A 21,495-nucleotide genomic window follows, 5' to 3' on the forward strand; every position below is an offset into this window, starting at 1 on the left:
GTACGCAACACTTTTCGTGAGAATTTAAAACAATTGGGAGGAACCCGAAAATGGCATTGCATAATATGGATCCCAAGCGCTGCCCCATGCCCAGCCAGGATCCCAACGTTCGGAACAAAAACTTCAAGGAGGTAGCTCTGGGCTACACTCCCGAGATGGCAGTCAACGAAGCCAAGCGCTGCCTGGGCTGCAAGAACAAGCCCTGCCAGACCGGCTGCCCGGTTGGCATCGACATCCCCAGCTTCATCGCCAAGGTGGCGGAAGAGGATTTTGAGGGCGCCTATCAGGTGCTGAGCGCTTCCAGCGCGCTGCCCGCGGTTTGCGGCCGCGTCTGCCCGCAGGAGACTCAGTGCGAAGGCAAGTGCGTGCGCGGCATCAAGGGCGAGAGCGTGGGCATCGGCCGTCTGGAGCGCTTTGTTGCCGACTGGCACCGTGAGCACAACACCGCCGCCCCCACCGTTCCCGAATCCAACGGTCATAAGGTGGCCATCATCGGTGCCGGCCCCAGCGGCCTGACTGCCGCCGGCGATCTGGCCAAGCTGGGCTACAAGGTCACCGTGTACGAAGCTCTGCATCTGGCAGGCGGCGTGCTGGTGTACGGCATTCCCGAGTTCCGTCTGCCCAAGGCCATTGTGCAGAACGAGATCGAAGGCCTGCAGGCCATGGGCGTGGACATCGAGACCAACATGGTCATCGGTAAGGTACTGACCATTGACGAGCTGATGAACGACTACGGCTACGAGGCCGTGTATGTAGCTTCCGGCGCCGGCCTGCCCCGGTTCATGGGCATCCCCGGCGAGAGCCTGAAGGGCGTGTACTCCGCCAACGAGTACCTGACCCGCGTGAACCTGATGAAGGCTTACAAGGAAGGCAGCAAGACCCCCATCAAGAAGAGCAAGAACGTAGCCGTTGTAGGCGGCGGCAACGTGGCCATGGACGCTGCCCGCAGCGCCAAGCGTCTGGGTGCCGAGAACGTGTACATCGTGTACCGCCGCGGCATGGAAGAACTGCCCGCCCGTAAGGAAGAAGTGGAGCATGCCGAGGAAGAGGGCATCATCTTCAAGCTGCTCACCAATCCCGTGCGCGTTCTGGGCGACGAGAACGGCTGCGTGACCGGTATGGAGTGCGTGGAGATGGAGCTGGGCGAGCCCGATGACAGCGGCCGCCGCCGTCCCGTGGAGAAGAAGGACAGCAATTTCGTGCTGGATGTGGACACCATGATCATGTCCATCGGTACCAGCCCGAACCCGCTGATCCGTTCCACCACTCCCGGCCTGGAAACCAACCGCCACGGCTGCATCGTGACCAACGGCGACGACGGTCTGACCAGCCGTGAGGGCGTGTACGCCGGCGGCGACGCCGTGACCGGTGCTGCCACCGTTATTCTGGCCATGGGCGCTGGTAAGCATGCTGCCAAGGCCATTGACGAGTACATCAAGAGCAAGAACAAGTAAGCAATGCTTCATAAAGGGCGGTGCCGCTTCTGGCACCGCCCCTTTTTACACGTAAAAACGCCCCTGCAGCTGTCCTTACGCACAGCTGCAGGGGCGTTTTGTGATTTTGTTCAGGATTCCGCCGGGCGGCGCACCGCGTTATCCTGGAAGCGGAAACTGCCGGGATAATGCCGGGACTGGGTATACTCAAACATGACGCCTTCGCTGTTGTACACCTGGTTCGCCACCACTGCAAGACAGTTGTACTCGCCCAGCTCCAGCCACTGCCGATCCTGCGGGGTGGCCAGCTCCACCGTAAAGGTTCGCTTGCTGGTAATGATGGACATGCCCAGCTCCTCTTCCAGATAGCGATACAGCGAGCCCTCGGCAATCTGGCGGGTGAGCCCGGGCATGCAGCTGCGCCGCAGATAGCTGATGTTCAGAATGCGGGCCACGCCATCCAGATCGTGAATACGCTGCAAGGAAAACAGTTCCTCCCCCACCGGAAAACCGGTCTGAGCGGCAATGGCTTCATTCGCCACGCAGGTGTCGAAAGCCACCACCCGGGTGGTACTGATCTGGCCGGTACGGCGGGCCGTTTCCCGGAAGGACTCGATCATACCCATGGTGTAGGAGGAATGCTCAATGGGCTGGAAGATGTTGCACACGCCCCAGCCCTGCCGAGTCTGGACATAGCCATCCCGCACCAGCTCCGAGATGGCCCGGCGCACCGTGTTGCGGGAACAGTCAAACTCCCCAATCAGGGTATTTTCCGAAGGGAGCAGCTGGCCCACCGGATATTCCCCGGATTCAATTCGCTGCTTCAGCTGTGAATAGATCTGCAAAAATTTCTGGCGCGGCATAGTCTCCCTCACTTGTTTGAACATTTGAATATAATATTATATCGCCCATTTTTTACCCCGTCAAGCCACCATTCCCTGTTACCGGGCAAATCGTATATCTGCCCAAAAACGGACGCAGAGCTTCGGCCTTTTGCCTTATTTACTTGTTTAAACAAGTGTGTTATTCTGAAGATGCAGAAAGAAACGGGTGCAAAACGCCCGGCAACACAGAACTTTGAGGAGGAACGCACCATGGCGAATTATCAGGCCGACGTGAAAGCTCTTTTGCAGCACATCGGCGGCAAGGAAAACATTCGAGCTGTGTCCCACTGCATGACCCGGATGCGCTTTGTTCTGGTGGATCCGGCCAAGGCCGAAACCGACAAGATCGAGGCGCTGCCCTCGGTGAAGGGCACCTTCACGCAGGCGGGCCAGTTTCAGGTGATCATCGGCAACGATGTGGCGGATTTTTATAATCAGTTCACCGCCTTTGCCGGGATTGAAGGCGTGAGCAAGGATGCGGTGAAGGCAGCGGCAGCCAGCAATCAGTCGCTGGCGCAGCGCATTGTGGGTACTCTGGGTGAGATTTTCGCCCCCATCATTCCGGCTCTGATCTGCGGTGGTTTGATTCTGGGCTTCCGCAACATCATCGGTGAAATCAACTTCTTCGCAAACGGCACCCAGAGCCTGGCTGACATTTCTCAGTTCTGGTCCGGCGTTTACAATTTCCTGTGGCTCATTGGTGAAGCTGTGTTCCACATGCTGCCGGTGGGCATCGTCTGGTCCATCACCAAGAAGATGGGCACCACCCAGATTCTTGGCATCGTGCTGGGCCTTACGCTGGTATCGCCCCAGCTGCTGAACGGCTTCTCGGTGGCCACCGCCACGGAAATTCCCGTCTGGGACTTCGGCTTTGCTCAGGTCTCCATGATCGGCTATCAGGGTCAGGTGATCTCGGCCATGCTGGCGGGCTTTGTTCTGGTTTATCTGGAGCGGTTCTGGCAAAAGCACTGCCCGGAAGTGGTGCGCATGATCGTGGTTCCCTTCTGTTCTCTGGTTCCTGCCGTGGTCATCGCCCACACCATCGTGGGCCCCATCGGCTGGAAGATTGGCGACGCCATTGCGGCCGTGGTCTACATGGGCCTGACCTCTCAGGTAAAATGGCTGTTTGCCGCGGTATTTGGCCTGATCTACGCCCCGATCGTAATGACCGGCCTGCACCACATGACCAACGCCATCGACTCCCAGCTGGTGAATCTGTATCAGGGCACCATCCTGTGGCCCATGATCGCCCTTTCCAACATCGCGCAGGGCTCCGCTGTGCTGGCCATGTCGGTGCTGCAGAAGAAGAACGAGCGGGCCCAGCAGGTGAACATCCCCGCCTGCATCTCCTGCTATCTGGGCGTGACCGAGCCCGCCCTGTTCGGCGTCAACCTGAAAAACGGCTTCCCGCTGGTGTGCGGCATGATCGGCTCCTCGGTGGCGGCGGTGATTGCCACCAGCTTTCAGGTGGAGGCCTACTCCATCGGTGTGGGCGGTCTGCCCGGCATTCTCTCCATCAAGCCCCAGTACTGGCTGGGCTTCCTGATTGCGATGGCCGCTGCCATTGTGATTCCCTTCGGTCTGACCATCGCCGTGGGCAGCCGCCGCCTTTCCCCTGCTGACCGGGGCATTGCCGCCGCGGCTCCCGTGTCTGAAGCCACCCCCGCAGCCGAACCGGAAGCCGCTCCTCAGCAGAATCTGCTGGTGGCTCCCCTCTCCGGTAAGGTAATCCCCCTGACCGAAATTCCCGACCAGGTCTTTTCTCAGGGCATTCTGGGTGAAGGCGTGGGCATTGACCCCACCGGCAACTCCGTGGTGGCTCCCGCCAACGCCACCGTATCCTCTGTGATTGAGGACAGCAAGCACGCCTGTGGCCTGACCCTGGACAACGGCATGGAGCTGCTGATTCATGTGGGCATGGACACTGTGGCCATGAAGGGCGACGGCTTCGAGCTGCATGTGAAGGTGGGCGACCGGGTGAAAACCGGCGACAAGCTCATCTCCTTTGATCTGGACAAAATCCGCGCCGCCGGGCATCCCACCATCACCGCTGTGGTGGTACCGGAAGCCGCCGGGCGCACCCTTTCCTTCGAGACCGGCATGGACGCACAGGCCGGCACCACCCCCATCATCCGCTTTGAGTGAGGCGTTTTTTATGCAGGATTTCAAAAAAAGTGTTGTATATCAGATTTACCCCAAGTCCTTTCTGGACACCAACGGCGACGGCCTGGGCGAGCTGCGGGGCGTAGCCCAAAAGCTGGATTACCTGAAGGAGCTGGGTGTGGACTACATCTGGCTGACACCCTTCTTCGTTTCTCCCCAGAACGACAACGGCTACGACGTGGCGGACTACCGGACCATCGACCCCCGCTACGGCACCATGGAGGATTTTGAAGAACTGGTCGAACAGGCACAGCGGCGGGGCATCCGCCTGATGTTGGACATGGTGTTCAACCACACCTCCACCGAGCACATCTGGTTCCAGAAGGCTCTGGCCGGAGACCCGGTGTATCAGGATTACTACATCTTCCGCCCCGCCCGGCCGGACGGCAGCGCGCCCACCAACTGGCAGAGCAAGTTTGGCGGCAGCGCCTGGGAATACGCGCCCCAGGTGGGCAAATATTACCTGCACCTGTTCGACAAGACCCAGGCGGATCTGAACTGGGAAAACCCGGCCGTGCGCCGCGAGGTACAGCAGATCGTCCGTTTCTGGATGGACAAGGGCGTGAAGGGCTTCCGCTTCGACGTGGTGAACCTGATCAGCAAGGGTGAATACGCCGACGACGAGTTGGGTGACGGCCGCCGCTTCTACACCGACGGCCCCCGCATCCACGAGTTTTTGCAGGAGCTCAACCGGGAAAGCTTCGGCCAGGATCCGGAGATCGTGACCGTGGGCGAGATGTCCTCCACCTCCATGGAGAACTGCTTCCGGTATGCCGGGGCGGACTGCGGCGAGCTTTCCATGGTGTTCTCCTTCCATCATCTGAAGGTGGACTTCATGGGCAATGAGAAATGGGTGATCGTTCCGGCAGACTTCGGCCGGCTGAAGGAGCTGCTGTTCTCCTGGCAGGAGGGCATGGCTGCCCACAACGCCTGGAACGCGGTATTCTGGTGCAATCATGACCAGCCCCGTGTGGTCTCCCGCTTCGGTGACGAAGGCGAATACTGGAAGGAATCCGCCAAGATGCTGGCGGGCGTGATCCATGGTCTGCGGGGTACTCCCTATGTATATCAGGGTGAGGAGCTGGGCATGACCAACGCGGGCTTCACCCGGCTGGATCAGTACCGGGATGTGGAGAGCCTGAATCATTTCCAGATTCTGCGGGACAAAGGCCTTTCCGAGGAGAGCGTTTACAACATTCTGAAAATCCACTCCCGGGACAACAGCCGCACGCCCATGCAGTGGACCGCCGGGGAAAACGGCGGCTTCACCACCGGCACTCCCTGGATTGGGGTAAATCCCAACACCAGCCGCATCAACGCCGCCAGTCAGGTGGATGACCCGGATTCCATCTTCGCCTACTACAAGGCGCTGATCCGCCTGCGCAAAGAATACGATGTGTTTGCCTACGGCGATTTTGCGCCGGTGGACCAGAAGCATCCCTCGGTGCTGGCCTACCGGCGGAAATACAAGGGGCAGAGCCTTTTGTGCGTGAACAACTTCTACCGGGCCGGCTGCCGCTGGCACTGTCCGATGTCGCTGGAAGGCTACCGGGTTCTGCTGTCCAACTACGGCGACAGCGCCCCCAGCACCGACTGGACGCTGCGCCCCTATGAGTCGGTGCTGCTGATTCGGGAATCCGACGGCAACTGAACAGAGGATTTTTGCCCCAAAACAAAACCGGAGGACCCCTGCAACACAGGCGGTCCCTCCGGTTTTTTCTTTTATTTTTGTCTGCCCCCGTCTATTCATAGACTCAAAGCAATGTCCTGGATGAATTTTTTCACGACCTCCAGTTGACGGCCATGGCACTGCTGCAACAGCTCGCCGATCCTCATTCGCAGCTGTTCGTCATTTTCCTCTGCATAATTCAGCTGGATTACACTCTCAATGGGGATACCATAGACCTCACATACCTGCAACAGCTTTACAAGGCTGATGGCCTGTTCCCCACGTTCAATCAGGCCCCAATATTCACTGTTTTCTCCCAACGGCTCACAGAATTTTTCCCGTGTAAGGCCCTTCATTTCCCGAATCTTACGTAACCTCGCGGCCGCATCCCGTACCCTCGGGTCGATGTTCTTGTTCAATTGTTCGTCCTTCTTTAGCTCATTTTGAATCTTCTTTTGTATATTCTAACGGAAAACGCCCGACCAATACAGTGATAGAAATATATGATAATCATTGATTTTTATATGCGTTATATGATACAATCGAAACAACAGATTTCCTTTCCCGTGAATTTTGAAAGACCTGTTTAATTCTGCAAAAGAGGATTTGAGCGCTATGAATCTTTCTCCCTGCGGCAATTCCCTTCCCACTGGCAAACGAGACCGCTTGTTGCGGCTGCTGCAGCTCCCACCGGCTCAGGCCGGTTTTTCCCTCTGTTATCAGCCCATCTGGCAGGCTTCTGCCCGGTGTTTTTCCCGCTGCGAGGCACTGCTCCGGCTGCATGATCCCCTTCTGGGAACAGTCCCACCGGAACACTTTATCCCCTTGGCGGAACAAACTGACCGCATTGCAGCGCTGGGGCAGTTTGCGCTGGAGGAGGGCTGCTGTTTGCTTGCCAAACTGGAGGAGCAGGCAATTCCACTCACCCTGCACGTTAACCTTTCACCGCTTCAGCTGGATCGACCGAAGTTTCTTCGCATGCTGGAGCAGATTCTGCACCATACCGGTGTGCGACCTGAGCGTCTGGAGCTGGAATTGACCGAAAGCGTGGCGGCTGCTTCCGTGGAACAGCTGGCCTGCCGCATGGAGCAGATCCGTGCACTGGGCGTCAGCTTCAGTCTGGATGATTTCGGCTCCGGTTATTCCAGCCTGCGTTATCTGGCCGTTCTTCCCTTTTCCACGATCAAGCTGGACAAAGCGTTTATCCATCCACTGCCCCATTCTCCCTCCTATACGTCACTGGTAAAGAATCTGATTCCTGCGCTCCATGAGCTCGGTTTTACCGTGATAGGCGAAGGCGTGGAAAGCATGGCGCAATACAGTATGCTGGAACGTTTGGGCTGCGACTATATGCAGGGCTTTTTTCTGGCCAGACCCATGCCCAAAAACGAGCTTCACAATTTTCTTAAAGCTACGCACCCGCTTATCCTTTAATCCCGAGTCTTTTCAAACAAAGCGCCGGGCGCTGCCTCCCTTCTGGGAAAGCAGCGCCCGGCGCTTTTATTCATTGTTTTAATTCGGCTTATTTCAGCTCCACCACGGTCACGCCGGCTTCGCCTTCGCCGTACTGGCCCAGACGGAAGCTTTTCACGTTGCGGTGGCCCCGCAGGTGGGCATGGATGGCCTTGCGCAGCGCGCCGGTTCCCTTGCCGTGAATCAGATACACCATGGTCTGGCCGTTCATCACCGCGTGGTCGATGAATTGATCCGTCTCCATCAGGGCCTCTTCCACGGTCATTCCCAGCAGGTTGATTTCCATGCTGGCCTTGCGCTGTACCCGCTGCACGGTGGTGCTGCGGGGCTGGGGCTTGGGTTTGCCGTTGTTCGCCGGCTTTTTCAGCTTGTCCGGCGCTTTCAGGTTACTCAGCGGCACCTTGGTTTTCAAAATGCCTGCCCGCACCTCCACCAGCCCGTTGCGGTCCGGCAGGCTCATCACGGTGGCGGTCTGCTCGATGTCGGCAATGACCACCTCCTGACCCACCTTTACCTGCTTCAGGGGCACGAACTCCTTAACCACGTTGTGCACCACGTCGGTTTTGCCGTACAGACCCTCGGTCTCCTTGCGGGCGATCTCCCGGGCCCGGGCGGCGCGCTGGGCCGCACTGGTCTTTTCGTCCTTCTGCAGCTTGCGAAGCTCGTCGGTGAGCCGGTATGCTTCGTCCTGCACCTGCTGGGCCATCTGCCGAGCCTTCAGGCGTGCAGCTTCCAGCTCGGTCTCGCCCTGCTTGACCAGCGCGTCGTATTTCTTGCGGGCGGATTCCAGCTTGTGCTCGGCTTCGGCTTTCGCCTTTTCCACCTCATCCTGACTGGCTTTCAACTGCAGCTTCAGATCATCCAGCTGGGCCAGCACACTGTCCAGCCGCTTGTCATCGTTGGTCAGATGGGTCTGGGCCCGTTGAATCACCCGAGGCGGCACGCCCAGCTTTTCGCTGATCAGGAAGGCGTTGGATTTGCCCGGCACACCCACGCTCAGCTTATAGGTGGGACGCAGGCTCTCCACGTCGAACTCACAGCTGGCGTTCATCACGCCGGGGGTCTCCAGCGCGAACACCTTCATCTCGGAATAGTGGGTGGTGGCCATGATCAGGGCGCCCTGAATGCGCAGCTGCTCGATGATGCTCACCGCCAGCGCCGCGCCCTCGGCAGGGTCGGTGCCCGCGCCCAGCTCGTCCAGCAGAACCAGCGTGTTTTTATAGGCGTTGTCCAGAATGCCGGTGATCTTTTTCATGTGGCCGGAGAAGGTGGACAGGCTCTGCTCGATGCTCTGCTCGTCGCCGATGTCCACCAGATATTCGCTGAACACGCAGACGGTGCTCTGCTCGTGGGCCGGGATCAGCAGGCCGTGCTGGGCCATTGCGCACAGAAGGCCCGCGGTTTTCAGGGTAACGGTTTTACCGCCGGTATTGGGGCCGGTGATGACCAGCGTGTCGTACTCCTTGCCCAGAGCCACGTCCACCGGAACCACCTTGTCCTTGTCGATCAGGGGGTGGCGGGCCTTTTTCAAATCGAACCACATGCCATCCGCCACCTGGGGCATGTATGCCTGCTGCTCCAGCGCCAGACGGGCCTTGGCCAGCAGCACGTCGATGTTCAGCATGGCCTGATAGCTGAAGTTGAACACCGGCTCGATGGAGGCCACCTGGTCGGTGAATGCGGCCAGAATGCGCTCGATCTCGCTTTTCTCCTGGCTGCGCAGCTGCATGATTTTTGCGTTGGCCTCCACCACTGCCGTGGGCTCCACGAACACGGTGGAACCGCTGGAGGACACATCGTGGATGACGCCGCCCACTTCGCCCCGGTACTCGGCTTTGACCGGCACCACGAAGCGGCCGTTGCGCAGCGAAACCACCGCGTCCTGCAAAAACTTGTTGGTGGTGCTGTTTTTGATGATGGCATCCAGCTTGTCCCGGATGGAATTTTCCATGGCCCGGATCTTGCGCCGGATTTCAAACAGGGTGTTGCTGGCGGTATCCGCCATTTCCTCCGGCGACAGAATGGCGCTGGAGATGTTCTTTTCCAGCGTGGGCTGGGGGGTCAGTGCATAGAACAGGTCATCCACCGGCAGCATATCGTGCTTGGTAATGTGGTACCAGCTGACCAGATTCTGGAAGTTACGCAGCGCACCGGCCACCTCCAGCAGCTCCGCCATCGAGAGGATGCCGCCTTTCAGGGCCCGGTTTACCACCTTGTCCACACCCTGCACCCCGCCAAACCGGGGGCTGCCGTTCTTCAGCAGCAGGCTGTTGATGGCATCGGTCTGGGAGAGGGCGTACCGCACCTCTTCCACGGTCTCGAAGGCATCCTGCTCCAGAAGCAGGGTGCGCGCCTCCGGGCAGACCGCAAGCTGGGCTGCCCGATTTAAAATCTTTTCCAGCTCCAGCGTTTTCAGATAACTTTTTTCCATGGATCGCTCCTCATAAATGTTTAAAAAAAGCGGGCGCGCCGGTCAGCTGAGCATGGTATGCACAAAATCCAGTGTTTTCAGGGGCTTGTCCAGCACCTGAAGGGCATACCGCTCGGTGACCCGGCCCAGCGCCTCCATGCTCTTTTGGGGGATGGAAAAGCTGAAGATCTTTTTATCCTCCACCAGAGCAATGTGGCGCAGCGCCAGCAGGGCGGCGGGGTCCAGATTGGGGGTTTTATTTTGCCTGGCCGCGCAGTCCGCGCACAGCAGCAGCCCGGCCGACCCGTCAAAATAAAAATCGCCGCCGTCGTATTTCTGGCAGCCGCGGCAGCACAGCAGATCCGGCATGAAGCCGGCCTCGCACACCGCGCGCAGCTCGAACACAGCCTTGATCTGAGGCAGGGGCTTTTTGCCCTCGCTGATCAGATACAGGCTGTTCAATGTAAGACGCAGAAGCGCCTCGGCCTCCCCGCCCACCGGCGAGAGGGTGAGCGCCAGCTCGGCCAGATACATGGCCAGCGCCATGGCCTCCACGCTTTCGTGCAGACCGAAGAACACCTTTTTCACCTGGGCGTCGTTCGCCAGATACATGTTCTTGCCCGCGAAAAGGGTGAATTCCGAATAACAAAAAAGCCCGCAGGCGCTGAAGAGCTTGCTTTTCAGCCGCAGGCTGCCCTTGGCGGACACCGAAATGACTCCCAGCTCCGGTGTGAGCACAGTGAGAATCCGATCCGCCTCGCCGATTTTTACCTCCCGCAGCACAAGGCCCGGGGTCACCAGCTGCATTCCCGCTGCCATGGCCGGTCAGTTGGTCTGCTTGAAGCCGAAGTCGTTGAGCAGGAAGTCGGAATCGCGCCAGTCATCCTTCACCTTGACCCAGCACTGCAGGTTCACCTTGGCGCCCAGAAAATCCTCACAGTCCAGACGGGCCTGGCTGGCGATCTTTTTCAGCATCTGGCCGCCCTTGCCGATGACCATGCCCTTATGGCTCTTGCGCTCGCAGTAGATATTCACGTCGATGTCGATGATGTTTTTGTCCGGCCGCTCCTTAAAGCGCTCCACCGTGACGGCGATGCCATGGGGGATCTCGTCCCGCAGGTTCAGCAACATCTTTTCCCGCAGAATCTCGCTCACCAGCGCCTTTTCCGGCATGTCGGTGTAAGCATCATCCGGGAAGAAGTGGGGGCCCTCCACCGCGTAGCGGGCCAGCACATCGAACAGCTCCTCGCAGCCTTTGTCCTCCCGCACACTGGTGGCCAGTACCTGATCGAACACGCCCAGCTCACTCAGCTGGCGGCGACGGATTTCCAGATCGGCCTCATTTTTCAGCGTATCGGTCTTGTTGATCACGGCCAGCGCGGGGCCACAGTTGGCCTTCAGCGCCTTCAGCATGGCCTGCTCGGCCTCGGTAAAGTCGCCGTAGGGCTCGAACAGCATCATGCTCACATCCACATCCGCCACCGAATCGCTGGCGGCCTTGCTCATCCGCTCGCCCAGCTTGGTGCGGGGAATGTGCACGCCGGGGGTATCCAGCAGCACATACTGCACCGGGCCGCGGGTCACAATGCCGGTGATGCGGGTGCGGGTGGTCTGGGGCTTGGAGGTGACAATGGCCACCTTTTCACCCACCAGCCGATTGGTCAGGCTGGATTTGCCCACGTTGGGGCGGCCCACCAGGGCCACGAATACAGAAGAAGTTTGCACGGTTTTGTTACCCTTTCTTTTTTGGTTGCAGCACAAAGCACACAGCGCAGGGCAGCGATGCCGCCAGCAGCGCCAGTGCCAGTGGATGGCCCGCCAGCCAGCCCGGAATGCCTGCCAGCACGGCAGGCTGCCAGAACAGTGCAATGCCCACCGCGGCGGCGGCAATGCTGAACACCAGCACCGCGCCCGCCGCCATATCCTTGGCAAGACCGGCGGCAGCCCAATGTTCGGCGTCCGGCCGATCCACAGCCCGTTCCACCGCACTGTTGGCAAGCTCCAGACTCATCACGCCGCCGATGCAGAGAAACAGCAGTGCATATTCCAGCCGGCCGAAGGAATAAAAGCGGCTGAACAGCAGCACATATACTGCCGCGCACAGATGAAAGCGCAGATTGCGCTCGGCGCGAAGAGCCGCCCAAATCCCGCTGGCCGCGTAGCGAAAGCCCCGCAGAAAGCGGCGCAGCTCAGATTTCATCGGTGGTGTAGGAAACGGTGCGGGGCAGGCCCAGCTGGACAAGCACAGCCTCCTCCTTTTCCCGCATGCGCACCGCCTCCAGACCGCCGGCCTCATGGTCGTAGCCCAGCAGATGCAGCATGGAATGCACCGTCAGGAATGCCACCTCGCGCTGCAGCGCATGGCCGTACAGTTCGGCCTGCTCCATGGCCTTTTCCATCGAGATCACGATGTCGCCCAGCAGGCTGGCGCCGGTGTCCTCGTTTTTGTCATACACGCCGTTTTCGCCCAGAGGGAAGCTGAGCACGTCGGTGGGCATATCCTTGCCCCGGTACTGGGCGTTCAGCTCCTGAATGGCTGCATTGTCCACAAAGGTGACGCTGATCTCGGCGGGACCTTCGAACTTCTCGTATTCCAGCACCGCATTGCAGCTGCGGCGGATCAGGATACGCAGCCCGGAAGGAATTTTGACGGCTTTCTGATGATTGGTGATATAAACTTTGTTCGACATAGCTTCTCTCCTCGCTGTTCTATGGGATCAACCATTCCTGCGGGACCGCGCAGCGGCGGCCCGGTCGTATGCTTTTACGATCTGCTGCACCAGACGGTGGCGGACCACGTCCTTCTCGCTGAAGTACACCCGGCCGATGCCCTCCACGTTTTTCAAAACGCTCAGCGCATCCACCAGACCACTTCGGGCCTTGTCCGGCAGGTCGATCTGGGTCACGTCGCCGGTGACCACCACCTTGCTGCCCACGCCCATACGGGTGAGGAACATCTTCATCTGCTCCGGGCTGGTGTTCTGGGCCTCATCCAGAATGATGAAGGCGTCATCCAGCGTGCGGCCGCGCATGTAAGCCAGCGGGGCCACCTCGATGCTCTGCTTTTCCTGCAGCTTCTGGAAGGTCTCGGGGCCCAGCATGTCATACAGGCCATCGTACAGCGGGCGCAGATAGGGATCCACCTTGTTCTGCAGATCGCCGGGCAGAAAGCCCAGCTTCTCGCCCGCTTCCACCGCCGGGCGGGTCAGGATGATACGGGTGACCTCCTTGCTCTTGAAGGCCTTTACCGCCATGGCAACCGCCAGATAGGTCTTGCCGGTACCGGCGGGGCCCACACCGAAGGTGATGGCGTTTTTTCGGATGGAATTCAGGTATTCCTTCTGGCCCAGAGTCTTGGGGCGAACCGGTCGGCCCTTGGCCGTAATGGCCACAAAGTCCTCGGTGAGCTCCTGCACCCGGCTCTCCTCCCCTGCGCCGGCCAGGCTGATGCAATAGCGCACCGTCTGCTCCTCCAGGGGGGTATGATTTTCCAGCAGTGTGAGCATCGCATCCACTGCACGGCCCGCCGCCGCCACGCCCTCCGGCTCGCCGGTGAACTTGATCTGGGTACCGCGGCACACCGCGGTAATTCCAAATTCGCCCTCCAGCAAACGGATGTTTTCGTCGCAGCTGCCAAAGATGGCGAGCGCCGTGTCCACACTGTTCAGTTCAATCAGTTTTTCGGCCATTGTACACCTGCTCTTTTGTTTGTTTTTGCTGTATTTTTGCCCAAATCCTGCATTTTAACAGAATTGCGCATAGTATTTCATCAGTAATTATATCACAAAATTTTTGCAATGGAACTGTTAAAAATCAACAAAATTTTTCTTGTGTCCTTTCACACCTGCCCGGCCGACGCAATGTTCGCCTCCACCTGAAGAATCACCGTAACCGTTACCCCGTTTTCCGACTTTGCAACCTCCTGCTGCTGACTCAGAAGCTGTGCGTCCGGAAAATCCCGGAACAGCTGGCGCAGGCAGGCAAGGCGGGCTTTGTCCTGCGCCTGCTGATAGTTAAGGTGCACGGTTTCGGTCTGCCGTTCCATCACCAGCTGCTCCTCCACTGTGACCGGCAGCGCAAAGCCCAGCACCGTGAGCGGATGGTGGGTGACGGTGCAGCGGTCCTGCTCGCCGGGCTGGTGGGCGGGCAGCGCAAGCCGGTGGCCCGCCGCCCGCAGGCTGAACCGGCTCCACACTTTGCCGGTGGGCAGATACGCCTGGTATTCCAGCGGCTGGGTGCACTGATAGCTGCGGGTGAATCTGGCCAGCACTGTGCCCTTGGCATGTACCGGAATCAGCGCGCCGTTCCGGTCGGCCTTTGCCGCGGTAACCAGCACCTCTCCTGCCGCCACCGTTTGCCCGGGATGCTTTGCCGCAAAGCCCTCCTGCACATTCATTTCCAGAATCAGTCCGTCGGCACGGGCGATCAGATCCACACTTTCGTTCCCCTCCACCTGCGGCTGGGGCTGGGCGGGTGCGGCCTCCACCACCAGCCGTCCGCTGGTAAGGTTCAGCGAGACCCATGCCAGATCCTCGTTCTGGTTCAGCATCTGTTTTTCCGCCTGACGCAGCCGGGTCTGGTTTAAAAAGGCCCCCTCGTAAATATCCATGGAATAGAGCGCCTGCCGAATCCGGGACTGCTGCTGTGCAGTCAGCGATGGATCGTAACGGATGGCCCATACCATCTGCTGCATCAGAACAAACACCACCGCAAAGACCAGCGGCCCCAACAGAAGACCCCAGCGGCCCCGGTAGCGCCGCAGCCGGAACCAGAGCCCCTGCCGCCGCTCCACCCGAAGCCGGGTGCGGCAGGGACGGGCCTGCGCTGCCGCCTGTTTGTAGTAGCGGGCGGGTATGACCCCGCGCACACCGCCGGGCACCGGCCGCAGCCGGGCCAGCGGAATGCCCGCCTGGGCGCATCGGCTCACAAAACGCTCGTAGCGCCCGCCCAGCGCCACAAACCGCACCCGGGCAAACAGCCCGCTCCACAGCTTTGCCATCGTTACTGACCCTCCTTATAGGAAAATTCCGTGCGCAGCACCCGCCCCCGCAAAAGCAGCTGGCCACGGCTGGCCGCGCAGAGCTCCAACCCGTCGCCGTACACCGTCACATCCCAGCGACCCATATCCAGCCGGATCTGGCTGCTGTCGTACAGCAGGATCTCCCGGCAGTTCTCCACCTGCACCTGCCCCAGGCAGTTGATGTGCAGCATCGGCTGCGCGTAAAAATCCGCCGCCGGCTGACGGAACAGATCCCGCAGAATCCGCCGTACCGGTTCTCTTGTTTGTTTTGGTTTGCGCTTCACTGCAGCCCGCCCCCTTTGTATGCCCGTTACACGCATATATACGACGAAGGAGGAACGTGTTATGAAGAAATATGGCAACAGGGAGCTTTGCCCGGGTGCAGCGGCGCTGGGGATTCTGCTTCTGCTTATCCTCCAGCCCAGCGCCAGCACGAAGGGTGTGCTGGCCGGGCTGGAAAGCTGTGCCTTTCAGGTAATTCCGGCCCTGTTCCCCTTTTTTGTGGTCACCGGGCTGATTCTGGAAAGTCCTCTGGCGGAATGGCTGGGGCTGGCGTTTTATCCAGTGACCCGGCTGGGTCTGGGCATCCGGCAGCGGCGGGCTTCCACCGTTCTGCTGCTGTGCTGGCTGGGCGGGTTTGCGGTGGCTGCATCGGCCATTTCCCGGCTGTACCAGCAGGGCGGGCTTTGCCGCAGGCAGGCCATGCTGCTTCTGGTATGCGGGGTGGGCTCCGGCCCGGCCTTCGTGGTGAACACGGTGGGCCTTCTGATGCTGGGCAGCGCGCCGCTGGGCGTCTGCCTGCTGGGAGCGATGCTGACGGCCAATGTGTGCACCGCACTGATATTCCGGTTTCTGTTTGCCGTTTTGCCTGAAAAACGCGAACCGGCTGCGTCCGTTCTTCACAGCACTGGGGAAACCAACCAGCCCGCCGGGCTTGTGGGCTCGATTCAAAATGCGGTTCATTCCATGCTCACCGTGTGCGGCTTTGTGGTGTTTTTCCGGTTTCTTTGCGAAACCGCTGCACAGGCGCTTTCGCTGGGTGCCCCGGGCTTTTTTGCCCTGTGTGCCGGGCTGGAGGTAACCAGTGGCTGTGCGGCAGGGGCAGCCCTGCCCGGCTGTGCCGCCATGGCCTGCTGCGCTGCGCTGAGCGTGCAGAGCCTTTCGGTCTTTTTGCAGGTGCGGGCGCTGCTGTGCCGGGAGCTGCCCATCTGGCCGCTGGCCGCGGCCCGCCCGCTTCATCTGGGCTTTTCCCTGCTGTTTTTCCGGTTGTTTGTTCGCTGGCTCCCCGGTGCAGCCGAAGCCATCAGCACACTGGCACCCCGGGTCATCTGCCGTACCCACACCGCACCGGATGCGGCACTGGTCCTGTTCGCCTTCTGCTGCCTAGTACTGTTTCGGCTGGAACGGGGCAGCCGCCAGCTGCGCCGGCGCAAACAGGCATAACAAAAGCCCCGGTCGTTTCGCCTGTGTGGCATTGACCGGGGCTTTTCCCAGAACACACAACAAATGTTCCGGCTTACTTTTTACTCAGATTTTTCCAGTGCCTCAAACACTTCACGCCGCAGCTCCAATAGATAGCTTGCATCAGTGGGGTATTTTTTGAAGGTCATCTTCTCCATTCCCGCATTCCGGTCGATCATCTGCAGCACCGCTTCCCGGCCCAGATGTTTCTCCAGCGTCTGGAATGCGCGCAGATCCACAAGGGCCTCGCTCTGTACCTCGGCCCGGATGGACGACAGCGGCTCGCCATCCTTGCCCGGATAGACCAGATACGGATCGCCCGAGGGGAAGGCATAGTCACAGTGCGTCACCGAATAGGGGTCCACCTTTTCCCGGGAGTACTGGTTGAAATAGAAGTTATACCCCCAGTGCAGGAAACCGCAGATGTTGTACCGATACATGAGCACACCCATAATCCGGTTACGGGCGCTGGGCATGGCGTAGAAGCGGTTCGGCACATGCAGGCCCTGGGCGCAGCAGTAATACACCCACAGATCGGGAACCCCCGCATCCAGGAACGGCTGAATGTGGTCGTTGGCCGGAACCGGATGTTCCACCAGCCCCTGCCGGTAAAAATCAAAGCTGCTGAGGGCATCGATCACCGGGCAGCCTTCCAGCAGATCCTGCACCTGCTGCTTTGCCGTGCGATAATTTTCCAGATGGGCTTCGGTGGGCTCGTCCGAGATATGGAAATACACATGCTGCCGGTCGTATCCCAAGCGCTCCAGCTCGGTGCGCAGTGCGGGGATGAACTGCTCCAAAAAGCTGCGGTATGCCGGGCTGTCGGCAGGAACATCCCAGCCGAAAATCCGTTTTTCCGCTCCATCCACCGTGGCCATAATCTTGGGCGTGGCCCGGGCGCCCCACTGGGTGAACAGATGAGCGATTTCCAGATATTCAACACCTGCTTCCCGGCACAGCTTCGCCCAGCGTTCCAGCAAAGAAAAATCAAAGGTATATTTCTCACCCTGCACCGTAATTTTCACCAGCTGCACGGTGGGGCGCTCGCTTCCCACCGCAGTATCCAGCGGCGGAGTGAACACCGGCGTCAGAAGCATATTGATGCCGTGGCGCTGTGCCGCTGCATGGATGAATTTTTCCATGATGCGCCAGTGCTCCTCGCTCAGGGGCGGAACCTGATAGTATTCCGCCAGGCAGTCGCCATGGAACCATTCGGTATGAATCAGCATCTGCGGCGCAAGTTTTGCTTTGCCCACCCGCATCCGGAATGTGAGGGTGCACGGCTGTGCCTCCGGCCCTGCATGCCAGACCTGCCCGTTTGCCATCGCGATTTCCCGATCCGGCTCCAGCCGGATCTCCACATCAAACGTTCCGGGCCGGACATCCTCCGGTATGGGGAAGCTCAGCCACAGGCTGCGGTACTGGCGGGGAATCGGGCGGAAGCGGTCCGATTCCATCGGCATCAAAAGATCCGGGAACAGCCCCGGGACTCTGATCAGATAGTTCTCGTCACCATCCGAATCTTCCCAGCAGGGAAAATCCGAAGGAAGCAGGCGCACTTCACTGATTTCCGGCTGCACCGGCGCACCACTGACGGTTATACGGAAGGTTTGCAGCAGACTGGTCTGGCCGCAGGATGCTCCCCGGTAGACCAGCTGGACGGCAGCGCGGGTGCCCGCCCAGGTGCACACATCCTGCTCCAGCGGGGCCGGCCGCTGCTGCGGGAACACTTTTTCAAGTGAGGACGCAAGGAAGAATTCATATTGATTCACAGAGATACACACTCCTTTATCATTATCCTTTTACACCGGAAAGGGCGATTCCTTCCACAAACTGCTTTTGCAGGAAGATATACAGAATAAAGGGCGGCAGGAAGGCCAGAACAGATCCCGCCATTACCAGACCGTAGTTGGTGGAATAATTCCCCTTCAGCGCCGAGATGGCCAGCGTCAGCGTCTGCATGTTCTGATTGGTGCAGGTTACAAGAGGCCACAGGAAATCGTTCCAGCTTGTGATGAAGGTGAACACCGTAAGGGATATGATGACCGGCTTGATCAGAGGAATCACAATTCGCAAAAACAGCCGGTTTTCGCTGCAGCCGTCGATGCGGGCCGCCTCCAGCAGATCATCCGGAACGTTCATCATGAACTGCCGCATCAGAAAAACGCCGAACGCATTCAGAATCGGCAGCATCAGGGCCAGATGGGTATTCATCAGGCCCAACTGCTTGATGATCAGAAATACCGGGATCAGTGTGACCTGACCGGGAACCATCAGCGTTGCAAGGTAAAGTGCAAACACCTTGTCCCGCCCGGGCCAGCGCTTTTTGGAAAAGCCATAGGCAGCCATGGAGCAGATCACACAGTTCAGAATACATGCACCGCAGGTAACAATTACACTGTTGAGAAAGTTGCGGGCAATGTTCAGATTTTTAAACACCCTCACATAGTTGTTGAAATTGAAATCCACACCGGCAAAATTGAGATCCAGCGTGCTTTTCTGGGTTAGCGAGATGATACACATATACAAAAACGGCGTAAAGGCCAGCAGTGCCAGAAATACCAGCACAAGAGCGATGAGCCCCCGAACCAGATTGCGCTTTATCGCAGTCACTGCCTCACACCTCCTTTTCCCGGAAGAAGATCTTCTGGATTGCATTAATCAGCAGAACAAACAGGAACATCAGCATAGCAACCGCGCTGGCATAGCCCATACTATACTCTTTAAATGCCGCGTTGTAAATGGTGAGCACCAGTGTCTGGGTGGCGGTGCCGGGGCCGCCGCCGGTCATATTGTAAACCAGATCAAACACCTGGAACGACCAGATAGTGCCCAGCGTAACCACCAGATAGGTAACGCTCTTCAAACTTGGAAGCGTGATGCGGAAAAAGCACTGGATGGGGCTCGCGCCGTCCACCTTGGCTGCTTCATACTGACTGCGCGGAATATCCATGATGCCCGCGTAATAAATCACCAGAAAATAGCCCACATTTTTCCACACACTCACAAGGCACACGCTGAACATGGCTGTTGCCTTTCCGCCCAGCCAGTTCACAGCCGGAAGATTGAGTGCCTGCAGAATTAAGTTCACGATGCCGCGGGGATTCAGCAGGAACGACCACAGCGTTCCCACCAGAATTGCCGACGCAATCACCGGTACAAACAGCGCACTTTTTACGAACCCGCCAAAGTGGCCCCGGAACATTTCGGCCAGCACTGCCGCGATGACCAGCGAAAGGAAGGTCTGTACCGGAACGGTGCCAATGGTGAAGATCACAGTATTAACGAGAGATGCCTTAACGTAAGGGTCTTTGGTCATCCGGATATAATTGTCAAGCCCAATCCACTGCGGTGGCTGCATCACATTGTATTGGGTGAAGCTGAAAAATCCGCTCATCAGAATCGGAATCACAGCAAATGTGAGAATGAGCACAAAGCTCGGTAGAACATACAGGATTCCCTGTATGGCCTCCTTTCGACGGTTAATCACGACAGACCGCTCCTTTCTGTTGCTGCAACTGCCACACTACTTAAAGGGGGAAGGCCCCCGGTTCGGCGCGGGCCGGACCGGATTGCCTTCCCCTTTCCATGCGCATCAGCTCATGCTGGATGCATAATCCACAGTTTGCTGGATGGCCTGTTCCGGAGTGAGATCGCCCAGCATCATCAGCTGGAGATTCTTATACAGGGAATCCATCACCTTAAAGGAGTTGGGCGCAACGGGCAGGGTGTGCAGATAGGTATCGTCCGCATACAGATCCTTGAAGCGCTCGTTGTCCAGATATTTCTCTCCTTTGCTGATGGGCGGGAAAGCAGACAGTTCGGAATGGAATTTTTCCATGATGGCCGGGCTGGTAATGTGCTTCATCAAAGAAGCCGCCAGCTCCTTATTCTCACTGGCTGCGTTCATGATCAGGGAGTCCGCCGCGATCCAGGTGGCCTTGGTTTCGTCCTCCAGACTGGGCACGAAGTCCCAGTTGATGCCGGCTTCATCAAAGATCGAAGCCACGTTTGCAGACATGCTGGCAACTGCTACGTTACCGGCGGCAAACTGGTCGCGAATGTCATTGCCGGTCATGGACATGGATTCATCCGGCAGAATTTCGTAGGTGTAGCGCAGATCATACAGGAACTGAGCCGCTTTCACCGCTGCATCATTCTCTGTCAGCGCAACTTCTCCGTTCTCGTTGAAGATATCGCCGCCTGCCTGCCACAGGTAAGGATAGAACAGGTTATTCAGGGCACCGATGGCCGGATCAGCCCATTCCTGTGCAAAGGGGATAACGCCCTCCAGATTGGCTTCCTTCACCTGAGTGCACACATCCACCAGATCCTGCCAGGCGGTGGGCAGCTCGGTAACGCCCGCCTCGTTGAGGATATCCATATTGAAGTAAAGGATGCGGGCATTGCCCACGATGAACGGAAGGGTGTACTGTGCGCCCTTCACATTGCCCAGATCATAATACAAATAATTGGAAATCTCTTCTTCTGTGAAGTATGCATCCAGTGGCTCCAGTGCGCCCATGTCGATGAAGTCGTTGTACATTTCCAGATACATGTATCCCACGTCGGGGCCCTGACCGGAAGAGAACGCCGTCAGATATTTTTCCTCATAATTGCCCCAGGGGGTGATCTCGATGGTAAGATTCACATTGTTTTCCTCGGCCCAGGGAGCCAGAGTCTCTGTCCACCATTCCTGATCCAATGCTTCACCGCCTGTTGCATAGGGCGGCAACCAAAGCAACATGTCTGTTTTTTCTCCAGTCGGCGTACTGCCGCCGGTACCGGAGCCGGCCGTTGTTTCCGTCTTGCCGCAGCCTGTCAGCAGAAGGGTTACCATCGCAATGCTCAACAGAATACTAAGCAGCTTTTTCATTTTCACATCTTCCTTGTATTATAGAGTAGTAGTTATTAGAGCCCCTCTCCAAGGGCTGTGTGCTACACTGTAAGGGATGCTGTGGATTGGTGTAAATCTCCTACCA

General features: G+C 58.5%; 20 protein-coding genes. 5 read left to right on the top strand and 15 right to left on the bottom strand.

What is annotated here, in order from left to right; translation table 11 throughout:
- Nucleotides 1-50 precede the first annotated feature (50 nt).
- Nucleotides 51-1,454 carry an NADPH-dependent glutamate synthase gene (gene gltA / locus EDD77_RS01965; protein ID WP_058966341.1) on the top strand — a complete coding sequence of 468 codons (1,404 nt, stop codon included), beginning with the start codon at nucleotides 51-53 and terminating at the stop codon, nucleotides 1,452-1,454.
- 110 nt (nucleotides 1,455-1,564) lie between these two features.
- On the opposite strand, the gene EDD77_RS01970 is transcribed toward gltA, so the two are convergent.
- A complete protein-coding gene (locus EDD77_RS01970; protein ID WP_058966343.1) occupies nucleotides 1,565-2,296 on the bottom strand; it encodes a GntR family transcriptional regulator in 732 nt (243 codons plus the stop codon).
- A 231-nt stretch (nucleotides 2,297-2,527) separates the two neighbouring features.
- Here EDD77_RS01970 and treP point away from each other — a divergent pair, with 231 nt between their 5' ends.
- Nucleotides 2,528-4,462: a PTS system trehalose-specific EIIBC component gene (treP, locus tag EDD77_RS01975; protein WP_058966345.1), complete on the top strand. Its 1,935-nt coding sequence runs from the start codon at nucleotides 2,528-2,530 to the stop codon at nucleotides 4,460-4,462.
- Nucleotides 4,463-4,472: 10 nt separating this feature from the next.
- A complete protein-coding gene (gene treC / locus EDD77_RS01980; RefSeq protein WP_058966346.1) occupies nucleotides 4,473-6,131 on the top strand; it encodes an alpha,alpha-phosphotrehalase in 1,659 nt (552 codons plus the stop codon).
- Between the two features lie 95 nt (nucleotides 6,132-6,226).
- Here treC and EDD77_RS01985 read toward each other — a convergent pair whose 3' ends face one another.
- Nucleotides 6,227-6,568: a helix-turn-helix domain-containing protein gene (locus EDD77_RS01985; RefSeq protein WP_058966348.1), complete on the bottom strand. Its 342-nt coding sequence runs from the start codon at nucleotides 6,566-6,568 to the stop codon at nucleotides 6,227-6,229.
- Between the two features lie 91 nt (nucleotides 6,569-6,659).
- Nucleotides 6,660-6,932 (bottom strand): hypothetical protein, encoded by a 273-nt coding sequence (locus tag EDD77_RS18410; RefSeq protein WP_243117485.1) that lies wholly within the window; start codon nucleotides 6,930-6,932, stop codon nucleotides 6,660-6,662.
- Between EDD77_RS18410 and EDD77_RS01990 the strand changes: the two genes are divergently transcribed.
- Entirely contained in the window at nucleotides 6,819-7,583 is a 765-nt protein-coding gene (locus tag EDD77_RS01990) for an EAL domain-containing protein (RefSeq protein ID WP_243117484.1), read from the top strand. The two genes, EDD77_RS18410 and EDD77_RS01990, sit on opposite strands and share 114 nt — an antisense overlap.
- A gap of 88 nt (nucleotides 7,584-7,671) precedes the next feature.
- Here EDD77_RS01990 and EDD77_RS01995 read toward each other — a convergent pair whose 3' ends face one another.
- From EDD77_RS01995 to EDD77_RS02030, 8 genes are all read right to left on the bottom strand, one after another.
- Complete coding sequence (locus EDD77_RS01995; RefSeq protein WP_058966352.1) at nucleotides 7,672-10,053, bottom strand: endonuclease MutS2; 2,382 nt, start codon at nucleotides 10,051-10,053, stop codon at nucleotides 7,672-7,674.
- Nucleotides 10,054-10,095: 42 nt separating this feature from the next.
- Nucleotides 10,096-10,851, bottom strand: a complete 756-nt coding sequence (recO, locus tag EDD77_RS02000; protein WP_242868471.1) for a DNA repair protein RecO — start codon at nucleotides 10,849-10,851, stop codon at nucleotides 10,096-10,098.
- A gap of 6 nt (nucleotides 10,852-10,857) precedes the next feature.
- Nucleotides 10,858-11,757: a GTPase Era gene (era, locus tag EDD77_RS02005; protein ID WP_242868472.1), complete on the bottom strand. Its 900-nt coding sequence runs from the start codon at nucleotides 11,755-11,757 to the stop codon at nucleotides 10,858-10,860.
- A 7-nt stretch (nucleotides 11,758-11,764) separates the two neighbouring features.
- A complete protein-coding gene (locus EDD77_RS02010; protein WP_172733303.1) occupies nucleotides 11,765-12,274 on the bottom strand; it encodes a diacylglycerol kinase family protein in 510 nt (169 codons plus the stop codon).
- Nucleotides 12,222-12,722 (bottom strand): rRNA maturation RNase YbeY, encoded by a 501-nt coding sequence (ybeY, locus tag EDD77_RS02015; protein ID WP_058966358.1) that lies wholly within the window; start codon nucleotides 12,720-12,722, stop codon nucleotides 12,222-12,224. The genes EDD77_RS02010 and ybeY overlap by 53 nt, the downstream gene beginning before the upstream one ends.
- Before the next feature lie 27 nt (nucleotides 12,723-12,749).
- On the bottom strand, nucleotides 12,750-13,721 hold the full coding sequence (locus tag EDD77_RS02020) for a PhoH family protein (RefSeq protein ID WP_058966360.1): 972 nt from the start codon (nucleotides 13,719-13,721) through the stop codon (nucleotides 12,750-12,752).
- Nucleotides 13,722-13,870: 149 nt separating this feature from the next.
- On the bottom strand, nucleotides 13,871-15,031 hold the full coding sequence (locus EDD77_RS02025) for a sporulation protein YqfD (RefSeq protein WP_132587289.1): 1,161 nt from the start codon (nucleotides 15,029-15,031) through the stop codon (nucleotides 13,871-13,873).
- Between the two features lie 2 nt (nucleotides 15,032-15,033).
- Complete coding sequence (locus tag EDD77_RS02030) at nucleotides 15,034-15,336, bottom strand: YabP/YqfC family sporulation protein (protein ID WP_058966364.1); 303 nt, start codon at nucleotides 15,334-15,336, stop codon at nucleotides 15,034-15,036.
- 61 nt (nucleotides 15,337-15,397) lie between these two features.
- On the opposite strand from EDD77_RS02030, the gene EDD77_RS02035 reads away from it, so the two are divergent.
- On the top strand, nucleotides 15,398-16,495 hold the full coding sequence (locus EDD77_RS02035; RefSeq protein ID WP_058966366.1) for a hypothetical protein: 1,098 nt from the start codon (nucleotides 15,398-15,400) through the stop codon (nucleotides 16,493-16,495).
- Nucleotides 16,496-16,575: 80 nt separating this feature from the next.
- Here the strand turns inward: EDD77_RS02035 and EDD77_RS02040 are convergent, their stop codons facing one another.
- The 4 genes from EDD77_RS02040 to EDD77_RS02055 form a co-directional block, all read right to left on the bottom strand.
- On the bottom strand, nucleotides 16,576-18,285 hold the full coding sequence (locus EDD77_RS02040; protein WP_058966368.1) for a DUF4091 domain-containing protein: 1,710 nt from the start codon (nucleotides 18,283-18,285) through the stop codon (nucleotides 16,576-16,578).
- Nucleotides 18,286-18,307: 22 nt separating this feature from the next.
- Nucleotides 18,308-19,126 (bottom strand): carbohydrate ABC transporter permease, encoded by an 819-nt coding sequence (locus EDD77_RS02045; RefSeq protein WP_242868474.1) that lies wholly within the window; start codon nucleotides 19,124-19,126, stop codon nucleotides 18,308-18,310.
- A 4-nt stretch (nucleotides 19,127-19,130) separates the two neighbouring features.
- Nucleotides 19,131-20,003, bottom strand: a complete 873-nt coding sequence (locus tag EDD77_RS02050; protein ID WP_058966370.1) for a carbohydrate ABC transporter permease — start codon at nucleotides 20,001-20,003, stop codon at nucleotides 19,131-19,133.
- Nucleotides 20,004-20,108: 105 nt separating this feature from the next.
- Nucleotides 20,109-21,389: an ABC transporter substrate-binding protein gene (locus EDD77_RS02055; RefSeq protein ID WP_058966372.1), complete on the bottom strand. Its 1,281-nt coding sequence runs from the start codon at nucleotides 21,387-21,389 to the stop codon at nucleotides 20,109-20,111.
- Nucleotides 21,390-21,495 lie beyond the last annotated feature (106 nt).

The sequence above is a fragment of the Allofournierella massiliensis genome, assembly GCF_004345265.1.
Lineage (GTDB): Bacteria > Bacillota > Clostridia > Oscillospirales > Ruminococcaceae > Allofournierella > Allofournierella massiliensis.

Coding starts and splice junctions, on each gene's coding strand:
- gltA (WP_058966341.1), top strand. CDS start 51: ATGGCATTGCATAATATGGATCCCAAGCGCTGCCCCATGCCCAGCCAG.
- EDD77_RS01970 (WP_058966343.1), bottom strand. CDS start 2,296: ATGCCGCGCCAGAAATTTTTGCAGATCTATTCACAGCTGAAGCAGCGA.
- treP (WP_058966345.1), top strand. CDS start 2,528: ATGGCGAATTATCAGGCCGACGTGAAAGCTCTTTTGCAGCACATCGGC.
- treC (WP_058966346.1), top strand. CDS start 4,473: ATGCAGGATTTCAAAAAAAGTGTTGTATATCAGATTTACCCCAAGTCC.
- EDD77_RS18410 (WP_243117485.1), bottom strand. CDS start 6,932: ATGCAGCCGGAGCAGTGCCTCGCAGCGGGAAAAACACCGGGCAGAAGC.
- EDD77_RS01995 (WP_058966352.1), bottom strand. CDS start 10,053: ATGGAAAAAAGTTATCTGAAAACGCTGGAGCTGGAAAAGATTTTAAAT.
- recO (WP_242868471.1), bottom strand. CDS start 10,851: ATGGCAGCGGGAATGCAGCTGGTGACCCCGGGCCTTGTGCTGCGGGAG.
- ybeY (WP_058966358.1), bottom strand. CDS start 12,722: ATGTCGAACAAAGTTTATATCACCAATCATCAGAAAGCCGTCAAAATT.
- EDD77_RS02020 (WP_058966360.1), bottom strand. CDS start 13,721: ATGGCCGAAAAACTGATTGAACTGAACAGTGTGGACACGGCGCTCGCC.
- EDD77_RS02025 (WP_132587289.1), bottom strand. CDS start 15,031: ATGGCAAAGCTGTGGAGCGGGCTGTTTGCCCGGGTGCGGTTTGTGGCG.
- EDD77_RS02035 (WP_058966366.1), top strand. CDS start 15,398: ATGAAGAAATATGGCAACAGGGAGCTTTGCCCGGGTGCAGCGGCGCTG.
- EDD77_RS02055 (WP_058966372.1), bottom strand. CDS start 21,389: ATGAAAAAGCTGCTTAGTATTCTGTTGAGCATTGCGATGGTAACCCTT.